Consider the following 17,498-nt stretch of genomic DNA (forward strand, 5'->3'; position numbering starts at 1 on the left):
TGATTGGTAATCACTGGTTGGATTGGTAGTATTAGCTGCATTAACGCTGCAATCTTAAAAATCTGAGGAATAATTAGCATGGCTATAACAGATTTCGAATTTCATCAACTTGCCGATGAAATGTTTCAAGCAATTGATAATGCGCTAGAGGTTCTTATTGACGAGCAAGATGCTGACGTCGATGTCGATGGTTCAGGTAATGTTTTACAATTAGAATTTAACGGCAACTCTAAAATAGTGATCAACAAACAAGAGCCGATGCATGAAATTTGGTTGGCAACACAGTTTGGTGGTTATCACTTTGCCTATATCGACGGTAAATGGTTAGATCAGCGTAATAACAATGAGTTTATGCCATTTGTTGTCGAGTCTATTTTCAAGCAAAGTGGACTAAAACTAGATATCAAATAGCTCATTATAAAAAAGAGGAGAACTAACACTCCTCTTTTTCCTGTTAAAAATTCAGTTTAAAACTCCACCTCGTTAGCGTCTTTTGATAGCCCAAAAGGCAATGCTACCAGCTTGCCTTGCAAGCGTTCTAACTTAAAAAACTGCGGCATGTTAAATTGCTCTCTCTTTAATATTGAATCATTAAATGCATGGTGATGACTCACCTGGCTTACCAGCCCTTCAACATCAGCTCCCTGCTGCACATAATGATTTAACGCATTATTTTCATCTAAAATATACACATCTAGCCCCTCTACACGTTGGCGTAAAAAGTACTGAATAGCCCCTCTTGCCGCATAATCTTGAATAACTGACGGGATCTTTGAAAAAGGCTCATTACCGAGTTCTGGCCTAGGTATTTCAACCAGCTTCCTTTTTGAAAGCTGTTGGTAAAAGGACTTGGCATCACTGAGGTTTTCGAAATGCATGCCGCGATTATTGAAGAAAATACCATAACGAATGGGGCCGACTTTTAGTGGATAGACCAAGGTAGATGAATCTTGGGTTTGATGGCTTAAACGAACCGATCTGTCGAGAAGGTTCTTAACGCCACGTTCGATTTGCGAGCTAAGCTTGCTCGAGCAACTAATCACCTCAATCGATACCTCTTGTGTCGCTCTTTTCATTCCAGGAGTAACTGAAGATAGTGCTTCCAAAATCGCTTTATCCCCTTCGAAGTGATTACAATGCCACTCTCCCCAGCTATTTAAGCTAATAACATCAATAGAACCCAGCATATTGGTTTTGTGTTTACCCATTGAAAACACATTACTATTCATGTAATCAGCCATTATCTCTTGGCCAACCCACTGCTCTGTCGGATCGCTATTAAAGTTAAGCAGCAAGACCAATTTCTTAAAATGCCACGGCTGACAAAGCGCCATTTTTGATACTTTCATCGAACCGATGTCAATCAAACCATCGAGACGACTGGCTGCTTGAGTTAAAAATGCCGCGTTGCGCCTGCTCTTTTTAACGTCATGCCAACGAGTGCTTTGCACTGAAATACCATTGAGAGAGGCCCATACCAACAACTTTGCTTTGCTCTTTGAATGATAAACAGCGCTGTGATGTAGAAAGTTTTTCGGATCTGGCCCGCATCGATATAGATAGTAATTATTGTCCTGTTCACTATAGATAATCGAAAGGTTTGCCTCGGTAATTGAGCGACTCCAGAGTTGATTGAGCGTCATGATTTGATGCTCATCTTCACTAAAGTACGTATGCAGCTTACGGGTCAGCAGACCTAACTCTGAAATCCTCAATTTCTCACTCAAGCGGTGCGCTGAAGCGAAGTGCAACAGAGTTTGATAACTCCCTAGCATTAGCACATTAAGTTGCTCATTAAACCACTGCAGCTGACCACAGTGCCAATGTTCACAGTTATCCAGTGTTTCAACCAAGCTTGGCGCCCAGTTCCAATGTTCAACCAACTGCTGAATTTTGTAATAACGCCAATCTCTTGCTTGCTCAGGCAGGCTCAGCCTTACACCGCATTTAAGGTAAAAACAGCGCCGAGTGATCTCAAGTCTTCTCGCATCACCCAACTTTAATAAGTAAGTTTCAATCGACTCATACAGTAAGTAATAAGCATCGTTGCCGGCTGAGAAATCTCCCTCTAAAGTGCGCTGCCAAATGCGTTCACTCACTAAACGAGTATTAGGATATTCACTTGCGTAAGCTTCTAAAAGTAGGACCTTTAACAACGCCTTGTGTGGTTTTTCTACGCCCTTATATAACTGCCACAATGATGCGCCAAAATATTCACTCGCGGGTAGCGCCCGAGCATCACCAAGAGAAAGTAAATGGGTGCTTTTTTTAGCGTCTGGCCACCAAGCAATGACCTTACCTGCCAGCCTAAAGTGGCTACGGTAAAACTCTTCCAGCAACAACCAATGTTGCGCACTGCCGCTATGTTCGTGACCCATACTGTTATGCAGTTCTACTTGGCCTTCTTGAGCCATCACGAACTGTTCAGGATGAACTAGATAGATATTAACTTCGAAATCAAACTGGGCGAACCATTGGGTCAGCAAGGTCGATTTTTGTGCCAATAGCTCACATTGATTTTGGCTGACCGACTTATTGTGAATAAGCCAAACATCAATATCACTTTGAGTATTTTGGCCAAAGCTGGCCGTGCTCCCCATGCTATAAACCCCCTCAATAAGAGAGCTAGACTTAACGGCATTAGGCGGTACTGTAATATCAAGAGTATCGCAGGCTTCAAAATCCTCGCTGCTTAAATGGAAGTCAATAATCCCATTAGGCGTAAACGGGCCATTATAACCAGGTAATTTGTCTGAATGATGGTGCAATAAAATAGGAATTAAACGTAGTAAATACCGTTTAAGTGGCGACAATAAAGCACTCGCTCTCGCATATCGAATACAATCCAATCTTTCGGCAGCACATTCGAGAACATTGGTCCCTTCTGTCAATTTCCATTAACTCCTATGTAGATAACGCAGACTCTAATGTATACGCCAAAGTGTTTAGCGGCAAGCAAATGAGATCCAGATCACGCTTTTTAATGAGATATAACTGGGTATACTTCAAAGAATCAGCAGCAGATTGTTACATCTGTTTTCGGGCAATGTTAGCATTGGTGCAACTAAGTTCTAAGATGGAATATTCTGCATGTCTCAAAATGTAATCCGTATCGCAACACGTAAGAGCCCTCTTGCCATGTGGCAAGCTGAATTTGTAAAAGCTGAATTGGAAAGAATCCATGCAGGCCTCACCGTTGAATTGCTGCCAATGAGCACTAAAGGTGACATCATCTTAGACACGCCGCTTGCTAAAGTGGGTGGTAAAGGCTTGTTCGTTAAAGAACTTGAAGTAGCCATGCTAGAAGACAGAGCCGATATCGCTGTTCATTCAATGAAAGACGTTCCGGTCGATTTTCCTGAAGGCTTGGGTCTTGAAGTGATTTGTGAACGTGAAGATCCACGTGACGCATTTGTTTCAAATGACTTTGCTAGCATTAATGAGCTGCCTAAAGGTGCCGTTGTTGGTACTTCTAGCTTACGTCGTCAATGCCAAATTCGTGCAGCACGTCCCGATCTGCAAATCAAAGATCTACGTGGTAACGTCGGCACTCGCTTAGCTAAACTAGATGCGGGTAACTATGATGCGATTATCCTTGCAGCTGCTGGCCTTAAGCGTTTAAAGCTTGAAGAAAGAATCACTAGCTTTATCTCTGCTGAAGACTCATTACCAGCTAATGGCCAAGGCGCCGTAGGTATTGAGTGTCGTACTGCTGATACTCGCGTAAAAGAGCTACTTGCTCCACTTGAGCATGTAGAAACACGCCTTCGCGTTACCGCTGAGCGCGCAATGAATACTCGCCTCGAAGGTGGTTGTCAGGTGCCAATCGGTGCTTATGCCGAGATTGACGGCGACACATTGAGTCTTCGTGGTTTAGTCGGTAACCCAGATGGTAGCCAAATTATCGAAGCGGCATCATCAGGTCATAAGAATGATGCTGAAAAGCTGGGTATCGCACTGGCTGAAGAGTTACTCGCCAAAGGGGCTAAAACCATTCTTGATGCCGTATATGCAGAAGCGTAAATCGTATTAATGAAAGTATTACTGACACGCCCTGCTGGGCGTAATCAGTTAATGGAAGAGGCGTTATCGTTTAGAAACGTCTCTTACCTTACGACGCCTTTATTACAGGTAAAACCCACTTCAAACCTCGATACTCAACAGATAGATAGCGCGTTACAACAAACCGATATTTTCATCTTCATCAGCACCAACGCCGTCAAATTTGCATCAACTGCTATTGCAGATAAATGGCCCTCATCGGCACAATACTTTGCCGTTGGCGAAGCCACCTATTTAGCCTTGAAAGCACTTGGGATTCACGCCGAAAAAGCTCCCGATGATTGTCAGCAAACGGAAGGGTTACTCAGTTTATCTGCACTAAAACATGTCAATAATAAGAGTATCATCATTGTTCGTGGCGTCGGTGGTCGAGAAGATTTAGCCCTTGAGCTTATCAGGCGACAAGCCAATTTGGGTTACTGGGAGATCTATCAAAGAGGCTGTCCTGAACTCGATATTTCCAATATCAACCAGCAATGGCAAACCTTCGGTATAGACACTATCATCATAACCAGTGGCGAAATACTCGATAACCTAATCAAAACTGTTCCAAATGAACTATTTGCATGGCTGCAAACTTGTCATATTATAGTCCCCAGCTCCCGAGTATATGAAAAAGCTATCGCATACGGTCTATTAACCGTAACCAATGCTAAAGCTGCCAATACTAATGCGATGTTGACTGCGCTATCTCTATAGCCTTGTCACGTTAGCGTTAGTGACTACTCGTTTTACTGCAGCATCATCGCTTTCAAGGACTGTTTAATGGAAAACAAGCACACTGACGCAAGCTCTAACGAGCCAAGCCCTGAAACAACCATTGCGGCGCAGCCTATTATCGACGCTCAGTCAGAACCTCAAATCAGTACCGCCCAACTTGCTGCCACCGACACGCCTCCAGCAGCGAATAAATCAGCACCTTGGGGGATTATTATTACCCTATTTATTTTGCTGATGGTCACTTTTGCCGCGGCGGCTGGCGGTTACTACCTTTATCAACAGCTTGAAGCTCAAAAAGCACAATCCGCTGCTTTGGAGCTAAAAATACAAGCTGAATTAGTTAAGCCAAATCAACGTATCGCTTTTTTGGAGCGACAGCAAAGCCAGTTCAAATCGAATGTGGATTTAGCCCTTTCAACCGCACAAAGTGAGCAAGAGCAGCTACAAGAACGCGTATCGATTATTGCTCAGCGCAATCCTAATCACTGGCGAGCAGAAGAAGCCAAATACCTAGTCCGACTAGCGGGGCAGAAGTTATGGCTTGAGCAAGATCCAAGCACAGCAACCAGCCTACTAAAGGCGGCGGATGAACGTATTAAGTCAATGCGCGATCCCTCTTTAATGCCAATAAGAAAAGCGCTAGCAAATGATATAGCTGCAACCGCATCGATAAAAAATACCGATATTGCCGGCACTGTGCTCACCCTAGATACCCTTATTGAAGGGTTAGAAACCCTGCCGTTAAACCGCGCCGAAACGCACTTTTCGGCGGCAGAGTTAAAAGATACCGAGGTCAGCGATTCACTGGATGATTGGCAGTCTAACTTAGCCAAATCTTGGCAAGCACTGATTGATGACTTTGTCATTATTAGAAAGCGAACCACTGATGCTGCGCCATTACTGGAGCCTGATCAACAATGGTACTTGGTTGAAAATACCCGCAACAAGTTACTGCAAGCTCAGCTTGCTTTGTACAGACAAGATCAGGTCAATTATCGCAACTCAATTAAATTAGCGAGAAAGTGGATTTATCAATATTTTGATCTAAAAGATCAACATGTCACTGATGCGTTAGCCACACTAGACGCGTTGGAAGCCCTAAAGATTCAAACGGCTTCAATAGAGCGCTTTGATTCCTCTAACTTACTAAATCAATTAGTGACCTACGGTAACTTGATGACAGAGGAGACACAATAATGGTTCGTGCTCTCGTCTATCTCGGCATTATTTTACTTGGGTTATGCCTAAGCCCTTTTCTCGCCGGCAATAAAGGTTACCTTTATATCGCCCTTGGAGATTACCAGGCTGAAACTAGCATTGTCTTTGCGGTTATCGCACTCATTATATTTTACAGCCTGCTACAACTATTTGAGTTTGTCATTGTTTGGCTACTTAACCTTATTCTAGGCAGCCGGTTTTTGCCTGGAAAGTGGCGCAAAAAGGCGGCTCGAAAGCATACCCTTATGGGGGCGCTTGCATTAGCGGAAGAGGATTGGTTGGCTGCGGAGAAAGCCATGGTTAAAGGCGCTGAAAAAGGCGAAATACCTGCGTTGAACCTACTCGCAGCAGCGCGTGCGGCCCAGCACCAAAATAACACGGTAGCTCGAGATGAATATTTAGCAAAAGCGGCACTAGAGCCGTTAGCAGTCAACGCAGTAAGCACCACACGGACTCGTTATCTATTACAGCAAGGTGAGCTTGATTTAGCCCGAGAAGAGCTTGAAAAATTAAATCCTACCAGTAAAAGCAAAATCCCTGTTTTAAAACTTGCCGTTGATCTATATACAGCGCAAGAGGACTGGCAAGCACTTAAGCTCATCTTACCTATTGTCAGTAAAAAGCAGTTCCTCAGCGAAGATGATTTTAAGGCATTGTCCCTCAATACCAATATTGCTTTGCTAAAAAGCGCGGCCAATATCAACGCGCAAGAGTTAGAAAAATGTTGGCATTGGTTATCTCGCGGTGAAAGAAAACAAGCAGACTATATTGCAGAATACGCGATGGGATTAAACCGCTTTGGCGAAAGAGAGCAAGCGATAAAGTTACTACAAAAGCAACTGAAAGCTGGCCCCGCCAAGCCTATCTTCGAAGCATTGCCACAAGTGCTTACTCCGGCAGATGTTGACGCTAAAAAACAGCTGATCGCACTTGAGTCTCACCTTGAAGACAATGTCGATTATCAGATCTGTTTAGCCAAGCTATACCAACAAAATCACGACCACCACAATGCCAAAATATGGTGGCAAAAAGCCTGTTACCTGCAGGGTGATATCAATAACTTGCATGCTCTCGCTGATGCGCAAGAGCATCAAGGCGAACTAAACAGAGCACTGCAAACCAGACGGAATGCCGCTAAACTGTAACTTATTGTTATATCTATTTTGTCTATGAAAGCCACTGTATAGTGGCTTTTTGACTTTCAGAAGATGTTGTCGAATCCCCCTCCCAAGCTAGTTGACTGATAAGACTCGTCTTTAAAATTTAGCCAAAAAATCCGTCGATATATCGCCTGTTCGCCTTGACTTTAGCCGACTTGACAACATTTGAACTACGTACAAAATTTGTACTGTTGGTGCAACAATTAAAAATGACTAAGTACTGACTATCCTTCATTTCGCTCATGGACGAGGCAGTAGAGTATTTCATGATGGGTACATATATTTCAAAGCAGGATGCCACCATTGTTGAGCTTTCTGGCACCCTTCGCAGCCAAAATAGTCAAGGTGAGACGGCCCCACTAAAAGTGGGTGATACCTTACTTCAAAATACTGTGTTTAGTGTCGCTGCAGATGCAACATTCAAACTCCAATACAGCGACGGTACCATAGTCACTCATGCGGACTTTAATGACAGCAATGAAGTAACCAGTTCAGGGTTTGAAGCGACTGAAGTAATAACCGAAACGATAGATCCAGAAATTGCAGCATTACAAGCGATGATTTTAAGCGGTGAAGATCCGACCGAAAGCCTTCCAGATACCGCTGCAGGAGAAACAAGTCCAACAGGGAATGAAGGCGGAGGATTTATATCAGTGAGCCGTGCTGGTGATGAGACCATTGCCGATGCAGGGTATAACACCGACGGTTTCCTGCTGACACAAACCGCTATTATAGATGAGATCCCAAACTTCTTAGAACAGTTTACCCTGCCTACAGTTGCAACCAGTTCTGTTACGCTGTTCGAGAAAAATCTCTCTGAAGGATCAGAACCCCAAATATCATCATTATCACAAGCCGAAAGTGTTTCTGTAACGGTTCAAGCCGGAATAGATACATTAACGATTAATGGTGTCCAAGTTTTTGTCGACGGTAACTTTATTGGACCGGTAACCATCCCCAGTGAACATGGTTCACTTGTTATCTCTAGCTATGATGCCATTAACTCTATCCTCACCTACAGCTACACACTTAATAGTGCGATAGATCACAGTGAATCCGACATATTGTCAGAACTATTTTTAGTACAATTAACTGACAGCCAAGGCGTTACAACGACAGCAGTTGTCACAGCCAATGTAGTCGATGATGCTCCATCGGGTCTTGACGATGTCAATGCGATCAATGAAGACAATCTTGACGGGGTTTTAGGTAATGTTTTGGCTAACGACACTTTGGGCGCTGATTTAGCCCAGGTGACTCAGGTCTCTACCACTGAAAACTCAGTAGACTTGGCAGTAGAAAATTCGATAGCGGGAGATTATGGTTCGTTAACCATTGCTGCCGATGGTAGCTACACCTACAGCCTCAATAATCAATCTGCCGATATACAAGCTCTCGCTCTTGGTGAACAAGTTTTTGAGTCGTTTGACTACCTACTGGTTGATGCCGATGGTGATGAAGTTTCGCTAACCTTAGTCATTACCATAACCGGTACCAACGATGGTCCTGTAATAGATTTTGGAAATCAAACGGGAGAAGTCATTGAGGCCGGTGTGCAACCAGGCGGCAACACTGCGAAAGATGGCGTTATTATGGTCAGCGGTGATTTCACTGCCGAGGATCCCGATGCGGGTGACACACAGATGTGGTCATTTACTCCTACTATGACCAGTGAATTCGGTACCTTCACGATTAATGATGCTGGCGAATGGCAGTATCTGCTCAAAGATAGCGATGCTGATAACAGCCCTGTCAATCAGCTAGCTTTTGGTGAAACTAAGACCGAAATTTACACCGTGATAGTCACCGACAGTCAAGGCGCAACTGACACCCGAACTGTGACCATCACCATAGAGGGCACTAACGATATTCCAGTGCTCAGCTTCGAGCAAGGTGCCGACAGCGGCATGGTCAAAGAAGCGGGTGTGGTCGATATTAACGATGAGGGTAATACCCCCGTTGCTAGTATTAGCATGGTCTCCGGCCAGTTTAACGCAGATGATGTTGACACTGGCGATGGCGAGACTTGGACTGTTGAAGGCACGCCGAACACCGACTACGGCAGCTTCGCGGTCGATGGCAACGGTCTGTGGAGCTACAGCCTGAACGATGCGTTAGCCGACAGCCTCTATGAAGGCCAGATCATCGAGCTCACCTATACCGTGCGCGTGACCGATAACTACGGTGCGTATGTCGATCAAGATGTCACCATCACTATTGAAGGCACTAACGATATTCCGGTGCTCAGCTTCGAGCAAGGTGCCGACAGCGGCATGGTCAAAGAAGCGGGTGTGGTCGATATTAATGATGAGGGTAATACCCCCGTTGACGGCATTAGCATGGTCTCCGGTCAGTTTAACGCAGATGATGTTGATACAGGTGATGGCGAGACTTGGACAGTTGAAGGCACGCCGAACACCGACTACGGCAGCTTCGCGGTCGATGGCAACGGTCTGTGGAGCTACAGCCTGAACGATGCGTTAGCCGACAGCCTCTATGAAGGACAGATCATCGAGCTCACCTATACCGTGCGCGTGACCGATAACTACGGTGCTTATGTCGATCAAGATGTCACCATCACCATTGAAGGCACTAACGATATTCCTGTGCTCAGCTTCGAGCAAGGTGCCGACAGCGGCATGGTCAAAGAAGCGGGTGTGGTCGATATCAACGATGAGGGTAACACCCCCGTTGACGGCATTAACATGGTCTCCGGTCAATTTAATGCAGACGATGTTGATACTGGCGATGGCGAGACTTGGACGGTTGAAGGCACGCCGAACACCGACTACGGCAGCTTCGCGGTCGATGGCAACGGTCTGTGGAGCTACAGCCTGAACGATGCGTTAGCCGACAGCCTCTATGAAGGCCAGATCATCGAGCTCACCTATACCGTGCGCGTCACCGATAACTACGGTGCGTATGTCGATCAAGATGTCACCATCACCATCGAAGGCACTAACGATATTCCTGTGCTCAGCTTCGAGCAAGGTGCCGACAGCGGCATGGTCAAAGAAGCCGGTGTGGTCGATATTAATGATGAGGGTAACACCCCCGTTGCTGGCATTAGCATGGTCTCCGGTCAGTTTAACGCAGATGATGTCGACACTGGCGATGGCGAGACTTGGACTGTTGAAGGCACGCCGAACACCGACTACGGCAGCTTTGCAGTCGATGGCAACGGTCTGTGGACCTACAACCTCAACGATGCTTTAGCCGACAGCCTCTATGAAGGTCAAACCGTTGAACTCACTTATACCGTACGCGTAACCGATAACTACGGTGCGTACGTCGATCAAGATGTCACCATCACCATCGAAGGTACCAACGATATTCCTGTGCTCAGCTTCGAGCAAGGTGCCGACAGCGGCATGGTCAAAGAAGCGGGTGTGGTCGATATTAATGATGAGGGTAACACCCCCGTTGCTGGCACTAGCATGGTCTCCGGTCAGTTTAACGCAGATGATGTCGACACTGGCGATGGCGAGACTTGGACAGTTGAAGGCACGCCGAACACCGACTACGGCAGCTTTGCAGTCGATGGCAACGGTCTGTGGAGCTACAGCCTGAACGATGCGTTAGCCGACAGCCTCTATGAAGGACAGATCATCGAGCTCACCTATACCGTGCGCGTGACCGATAACTACGGTGCCTATGTCGATCAAGATGTCACCATCACCATCGAAGGTACTAACGATATTCCTGTGCTCAGCTTCGAGCAAGGTGCCGACAGCGGCATGGTCAAAGAAGCCGGTGTGGTCGATATCAACGATGAGGGTAATACCCCCGTTGCTGGCATTAGCATGGTCTCCGGTCAGTTTAACGCAGATGATGTCGACACTGGCGATGGCGAGACTTGGACAGTTGAAGGCACGCCGAACACCGACTACGGCAGCTTTGCAGTCGATGGCAACGGTCTGTGGACCTACAACCTCAACGATGCTTTAGCCGACAGCCTCTATGAAGGTCAAACCGTTGAACTCACTTATACCGTACGCGTAACCGATAACTACGGTGCCTATGTCGATCAAGATGTCACCATTACCATCGAAGGTACTAACGATATTCCTGTGCTCAGCTTCGAGCAAGGTGCCGACAGCGGCATGGTCAAAGAAGCGGGTGTGGTCGATATTAACGACGAGGGTAACACCCCCGTTGCTGGCACTAGCATGGTCTCCGGCCAATTTAACGCTGATGATGTTGACACTGGCGATGGCGAGACTTGGACTGTTGAAGGCACGCCGAACACCGACTACGGCAGCTTTGCTGTCGATGGCAACGGTCTGTGGACCTACAACCTCAACGATGCTTTAGCCGACAGCCTCTATGAAGGTCAAACCGTTGAACTCACTTATACCGTACGCGTGACCGATAACTACGGTGCCTATGTCGATCAAGATGTCACCATCACCATCGAAGGCACTAACGATATTCCTGTGCTCAGCTTCGAGCAAGGTGCCGACAGCGGCATGGTCAAAGAAGCGGGTGTGGTCGATATTAACGACGAGGGTAATACCCCCGTTGCTGGCACTAGCATGGTTTCCGGCCAATTTAACGCTGATGATGTTGACACTGGCGATGGCGAGACTTGGACTGTTGAAGGCACGCCGAACACCGACTACGGCAGCTTTGCAGTCGATGGCAACGGTCTGTGGACCTACAACCTCAACGATGCTTTAGCCGACAGCCTCTATGAAGGTCAAACCGTTGAACTCACTTACACCGTACGCGTAACCGATAACTACGGTGCTTATGTCGATCAAGATGTCACCATCACCATCGAAGGTACTAACGATATTCCTGTGCTCACTGTGGATACATCGGGTGGGGTGACCGAAGATCAAGATGTCGTCAACCAATTGATAAGTGATACAGGTGCATTAAGTTTCACAGATGTGGATATCGGCGATACCGCAAGTGTTTCCTCTCTTTACAATAGTGATATCACCTGGAGCGGCGGAACGCTAACCAATGTGTTAACTCAAGATCAGATAGATCAGTTAATCGCAGGTTTCAGTGCCGATGAAGATAGTTGGGACTTTAGTATCTCTAATGAATTGATTCAATTTTTGGGGGTAACAGAATCCATTACACTCAGCTTTAATGTCACCGTTACCGACAATAATGGCGCATATGACACAGAAGTAGTCACCATAACCATTGATGGTGTAAATGATGTTATTGAGGGTGAGTTTGCCAAAGAGATTTGGGTTCCCGCTGCGATGAGTCAAATAACAGACCCATACTTAAGCGGTTACCCATTGCTCGTGACAAAACCGTCTGATGTCGATGTGAATGATATGCTTACCATTACCAACTTAGCATTCGTACTGTTAACGCCAAACTTAGATCCCGATGTCGAATTGGGTAGTATTTATTATATGGAGGATGGCGGGAATACCCTCACATTGATTGACTTTGATAACCCACCAGTACTTAGCGCAAGTGAACTGGAAACATTAGTCTACGTCCCTGGAGATAATGGTGAAGTCGATTACCAATTGGATTTATCTTTCACTTTCACTGTGAACTCAGGAAGCGATTCTGTTGATGGTGAGTTTATCATCCACTCTGTACCAGCCAATAGCATGGCAAGTCAAACGGTGCAGATAGGAGACGGTTCTAGCCCACTGACTTCAGGTAATGATCAGGATGCTGATCTGGTTATTACTGAACAGTTTGCCAATGCGATGAACTCAGATCCTCAAAATGGCTCATTGCAACTGTTTACTGACTTCCAGAAAGCGCCATTTGATATTCCAGTCCCCCTAAATGAGCAAGATGAAAACACTCCATCTGGAGCTGCAAGAGAGTCCGAGGTGTCGGTACGGTTAACGATAGGCGGTGCTGTATTTGAGGTCATTCCAGAGAACGATGCCGATGGTATTATTACTTGGACTTTTGATGCCGATACCGGCCTTATGAAAGCAGAGGTTGATTACAGTGCTATATTTTTGCTTGATGGCAATGGCGACCCTACCGCAACTTCATTAGCCGACTATATTATGGCTAACCCATTAGCTGCCAACGATATATGGACAATTACTTATCTCGATGACAATGGAGGTAACTTCCAAGCACGATTTGTAGAAGCTGTATTTACCCACGACCAGATTGCTGATGATTCAATTACTATCGTTGGTACCGACAATATTAACAATCTCATATTTGGTAGTACCAACTCTGACTCATTAACTGGCGCCAACTTAGATGACCGAATTTTTGGCCGTGAAGGCATTGATATCTTAAAAGGTCTAGCTGGAAATGATGAGCTGATTGGTGGCGCTGACAATGACGATATAGAAGGTGGTGAAGGTAATGATATCCTTATCGGTGGCACAGGCAGTGACACTTTGGATGGAGGGATAGGTAGAGATTACCTCTCTGGAGGCCAAGGTAGTGACAGTTTGGACGGTGGCGCACTCAATGGCGTTGATGACGGTGAGCGAGATTTCTTCGTTTGGGAAGTCGATAGTGCCGATGATAGCATCGATAACGTTTACAACTTCAACAACGAAATCGATGTACTCGACCTCAGCGGATTATTAGTTGGTGAGGAAAATGGTAATTTGGAAGACTTCTTCTCCTTTGATTTTACTGATGGTAATACCACCATATTTATAGATGCAGATGGTTTAGGCATTGGATTAGACGGAGTGACTATCGTCTTAGATGGCATAGATTTATCTATTGTTTACGGCAGTAATAATGAAGCAGACATTATTGCCGGCCTAATCGCTGACGATGCGTTGATCGTCGACCCCAATGGCACGTTTATTCCTCCCTATGAACAAATTGAGCAAGGGAATATCATCCCTTAACAGAACCAATCTAAAGTTGTACAAACATGATGTAATGACTAATACAGTTTAAAGGCCACTAGATATAGTGGTCTTTTTTATGAAAAAGACTATTGCACGGTAAATATTTACTTTAGTAGCAATGGCTGAAGCGTCAAAAAATTGACCAATATTTCCTTCTCCTATACTATATGTTAATAACGAGTTAAATACATAGTATTCACGCTACGAACGTAAAAGTATGTAGCCGCAGGGAGCTAGGCAATGAAATCAATATTAACAACACAGACAGGCCATATTCAGAAGATAACCGGTACGGTTACAGCTAACATTAATGGCAATGTTAAGAATGTAGTAAATGGCGAATTCATTCCTGCGGGAACTAACTTATCGATCGACGATAGCAGTTTTGTAGAGCTCCGTCTTGAAGATGGCAGTATTATGTCCTCAGATAGCGAGACTACAGCCACTCCAGTCGATGAATCCTTAGCTAACAATCAAGATGCTCTAAGTGAAATAGAAGAAATACAAACACTTATTACGTCAGGTGATGATCCAACGGAAGGCCCAGATACTGCAGCGGGCACTCAAGCTGGCAGTGAAGGAACCTCTGGACATGTTTCAATCGCTCGAGGTGGTTCAGAAACTCTGGCAAATTCAGGTTTTGATACTACAGGGCAGAATAGTGACACTCTAGTCGCCAGTCTAGCGATTGATAATGAAACCCAAAACACTGACATTGAAAACAACTTTTTGGTCGCTCAGTTTACCGATAATTTTGTTAACGGCGTAGCGTACACCACATCATCTGGTATCTCAGGTTTTACCGGAGATATGGGCGCAGCAGGTTCATTCGCGTATCTTCCTGGCGACACCATTACTTTTAGTGTTGGTAATGTCACTGTAGCGACCTTTAGTGCCGATGTTATTCAAGGAACAATCCTCTTTTTGCAAGATATTGCCGGCACTTCTCTTGCCGATAGTAATCTAAACTATGTAGAAAACATGGCGATATTTCTACAAGCGTTAGACAGTGATTTGTCGGACGGAAATAACGACGGCCTGCTGCAAACCAATAGCGGTTCGTTAAATTTAGAGACTAGCTACGCGACCAATATCAATATCGTGTTAGCTGTTCATCAAGCCTTAGCAAATTATATCGATCCGACGACTGGCGAGCCGCTAAATATTGCGACTGCGGGTAAAGAGATGCTGTCGTTGGTGCTTGCTGAACTGGGTATTGTATTTACCAGAGATAGCGAACGTTCTCCCGATGAGCAGAACGTATTTGAAAGCTTAGCAATGGAACATGTCGCTGATACTATTGGAGATTTAGCCGGCGACCGCACACCTGATGCTGCCGACGAAAGAACCGCTGATATTCTAGATGTTCCCGGCGGGTTAGTGACTTATAACTACAATGAACTTGAAGGCCGTATAACGTTTTCGGCTGACGACTTACTTGCAGGGGCCACAGGTCAGCAGGTGACAACTGATAATCTAGTCGTTAAAAATGTGCAACTGAATGCTGAGTTTGCAGACATTGGGACTTTAGTCGATTTAGGCGACGGTAATTATGCCATCATCCTAAATGAAGGCATTACCCAATATGACCTAGAAGGTCTATCGTTAGATTATCGTGTGGAAGATTGGACCGCTTTTAGAGAGATAACATCCCAAACTCAAGATCAATATAAATCCCACTTATCCGCAGATATCCCAGACGTCTTTGAGCATGACGGTTACAACCAATTTACCTTAGACAGCGAGTTGGTATTTGATCAAGACTCTGCGCTTGAAATCACCTTTACCAGTGAATTGTTAAGTGAACAGTTTGGGATCCCGATTGCCGAGTATGCTGATGACTATATTGTACCCATTGAATATTCCAATGATGGTGGCTTAACCTGGCAAGCAATGACAGTCACTTCCATCGATTACAGCGGTAGCATTCCTCGTCCGGTGTTTGGCTTTGTTCTTGGCGCTGGTGATTCAAGCGTAATGATCCGCATCCCTATTTTTGATGACGCCCAAATTGAACCAACAGAATATTTCAGAGCCGTTGTCTCGGGCGAAAATGTTTACGATGAAATATTGCAGTTTGCTATCTTCGATAACGACTCACCTTCAAATGAGCTGCCTCTGATCAATATTGATTACGCCATCGCTGTTGAAGGGATGGAAAATGCTGTTTTCACGCTAACCTTAAGCGAAGCTAGCACTGAAACTATTACGGTTAACTATTCAAGTGAAGAACTGTCGGCACTATTTGGTGAAGACTTTATCAATGTTTCAGGCACTGTTACCTTTTTGCCAGGCCAGACAACTGCCTATATCACCGTCCCTATTGTCGATGATCTTATTGTCGAAGGCAGCCCTGAATTCGCACTCATTAACCTAACAGATCCGACTAATGCACAGCTTGCCGACTCTCAAGGTACTTTACGTATCTTTGATAATGACAGTCCAATCAATGCAAACGCGACTATCGATCTGGACCCCATCACGGGCGACAATTTAGTCACAAATGATGAAGGCCAACAAACTGTCACTATTACAGGAACCGTTACAGCCGATGCAGCTATCACCATTGGCATTGTGGTTATTACGATAAATGGCACTAACTATCAGACCCTGATGAATGCTGATGGCACCTTCTCAATCACAGTGTCTGGCTCAGAACTTATTCTAGATGCGGATACTGTTGTTGATGCCATCGTTTACGGGTTTGGGGCTAATGGAGAACGAGCCGAAGCAACCACAACAGAGAATTATGACTTAGAGACAGTGCTCCAAAACGACAGCAACACCATCGATGAAGATGAAGTCGCCATAGGTAACGTATTAGATAACGATTCAGATATCGACAACGATCTTACCGTTAGCAGATTTGAAGTTGACGGCGAAAGCTATACAGCCGGTACGAGTGTTGAGCTCGAAGGTGGCCTATTGGTCATCAATGCAGATGGCTCTTACATCTTCACGCCAAATGACAACTGGAATGGCGATGTCCCAGTCATCACCTACACCACCAATACGGGCTCTAGCGCAACACTGACTTTAGAGGTTGTTCCAGTAATGGATGGTCCTCCAACAGTTACTATCACAACAGATGAAAATAACGACGCATTTATCAGTAACAACGAATTAAATGGTGGCCTAACTATAGATGTCACCATTAGCTTGGAAAATACTGGGGCAATCATTGGCGATACTTTAATAGTTAATGAAATATCTATCGTTTTAACCCAGGAACATATCACCAATAATAGTGTAGAAATGACTCTACCTTCACCTGGTGAAGGGAATGAAATAGTAGTTACAGCAACTATTACCGATCAATCAGGCAATGTTTCGGCCCCAGGAACGGATTCAGCAGTTTTAGATACGCAGATCGCAGCCACCATTAACCTCAGTCCAATTGAAATCGGTGATGACAACATTATCAACAGTGCTGAAAGCGCCGGCCAAGTCACCTTAAGCGGTACCGTTGGCGGCGATGTGCAGCTCGGCGATACCGTCACCTTGACGCTCGATG

General features: G+C 45.2%; 8 protein-coding genes. 7 read left to right on the forward strand and 1 reads right to left on the reverse strand.

Going from position 1 to position 17,498, the window contains the following annotated elements; genetic code table 11:
* Positions 1 to 78: 78 nt before the first annotated feature.
* Complete coding sequence (gene cyaY, locus L2755_RS11115) at positions 79 to 411, forward strand: iron donor protein CyaY (protein ID WP_248980763.1); 333 nt, start codon at positions 79 to 81, stop codon at positions 409 to 411.
* A 56-nt stretch (positions 412 to 467) separates the two neighbouring features.
* Here the strand turns inward: cyaY and L2755_RS11120 are convergent, their stop codons facing one another.
* Entirely contained in the window at positions 468 to 2,891 is a 2,424-nt protein-coding gene (locus tag L2755_RS11120; protein ID WP_248980764.1) for a class I adenylate cyclase, read from the reverse strand.
* Positions 2,892 to 3,090: 199 nt separating this feature from the next.
* Between L2755_RS11120 and hemC the strand changes: the two genes are divergently transcribed.
* The 6 genes from hemC to L2755_RS11150 form a co-directional block, all read left to right on the forward strand.
* Complete coding sequence (gene hemC, locus L2755_RS11125) at positions 3,091 to 4,023, forward strand: hydroxymethylbilane synthase (RefSeq protein ID WP_248980765.1); 933 nt, start codon at positions 3,091 to 3,093, stop codon at positions 4,021 to 4,023.
* A gap of 9 nt (positions 4,024 to 4,032) precedes the next feature.
* Positions 4,033 to 4,761, forward strand: coding sequence for a uroporphyrinogen-III synthase (locus tag L2755_RS11130; protein WP_248980766.1), 729 nt, complete (start codon positions 4,033 to 4,035; stop codon positions 4,759 to 4,761).
* A 66-nt stretch (positions 4,762 to 4,827) separates the two neighbouring features.
* Entirely contained in the window at positions 4,828 to 5,979 is a 1,152-nt protein-coding gene (locus L2755_RS11135; protein ID WP_248980767.1) for a uroporphyrinogen-III C-methyltransferase, read from the forward strand.
* The gene (locus L2755_RS11140; RefSeq protein ID WP_248980768.1) at positions 5,979 to 7,145 is read left to right on the forward strand and encodes a heme biosynthesis HemY N-terminal domain-containing protein; all 1,167 of its coding nucleotides are present in this window, start codon (positions 5,979 to 5,981) and stop codon (positions 7,143 to 7,145) included. Before L2755_RS11135 ends, L2755_RS11140 begins: the two co-directional genes overlap by 1 nt.
* 281 nt (positions 7,146 to 7,426) lie before the next feature.
* On the forward strand, positions 7,427 to 13,981 hold the full coding sequence (locus L2755_RS11145) for a retention module-containing protein (protein WP_248980769.1): 6,555 nt from the start codon (positions 7,427 to 7,429) through the stop codon (positions 13,979 to 13,981).
* A 243-nt stretch (positions 13,982 to 14,224) separates the two neighbouring features.
* Positions 14,225 to 17,498, forward strand: a 3,274-nt coding sequence (locus tag L2755_RS11150; RefSeq protein WP_248980770.1) for a retention module-containing protein, incomplete at its 3' end; no start/stop codon positions are given.

Source organism: Shewanella abyssi (assembly GCF_023284025.1).
GTDB classification, from domain to species: domain Bacteria; phylum Pseudomonadota; class Gammaproteobacteria; order Enterobacterales; family Shewanellaceae; genus Shewanella; species Shewanella abyssi.

Excerpts from the sequence above, each read along its gene's own strand:
- cyaY (WP_248980763.1), top strand. The coding sequence starts at position 79 with ATGGCTATAACAGATTTCGAATTTCATCAACTTGCCGATGAAATGTTT.
- hemC (WP_248980765.1), top strand. The coding sequence starts at position 3,091 with ATGTCTCAAAATGTAATCCGTATCGCAACACGTAAGAGCCCTCTTGCC.
- L2755_RS11130 (WP_248980766.1), top strand. The coding sequence starts at position 4,033 with ATGAAAGTATTACTGACACGCCCTGCTGGGCGTAATCAGTTAATGGAA.
- L2755_RS11135 (WP_248980767.1), top strand. The coding sequence starts at position 4,828 with ATGGAAAACAAGCACACTGACGCAAGCTCTAACGAGCCAAGCCCTGAA.
- L2755_RS11140 (WP_248980768.1), top strand. The coding sequence starts at position 5,979 with ATGGTTCGTGCTCTCGTCTATCTCGGCATTATTTTACTTGGGTTATGC.
- L2755_RS11145 (WP_248980769.1), top strand. The coding sequence starts at position 7,427 with ATGATGGGTACATATATTTCAAAGCAGGATGCCACCATTGTTGAGCTT.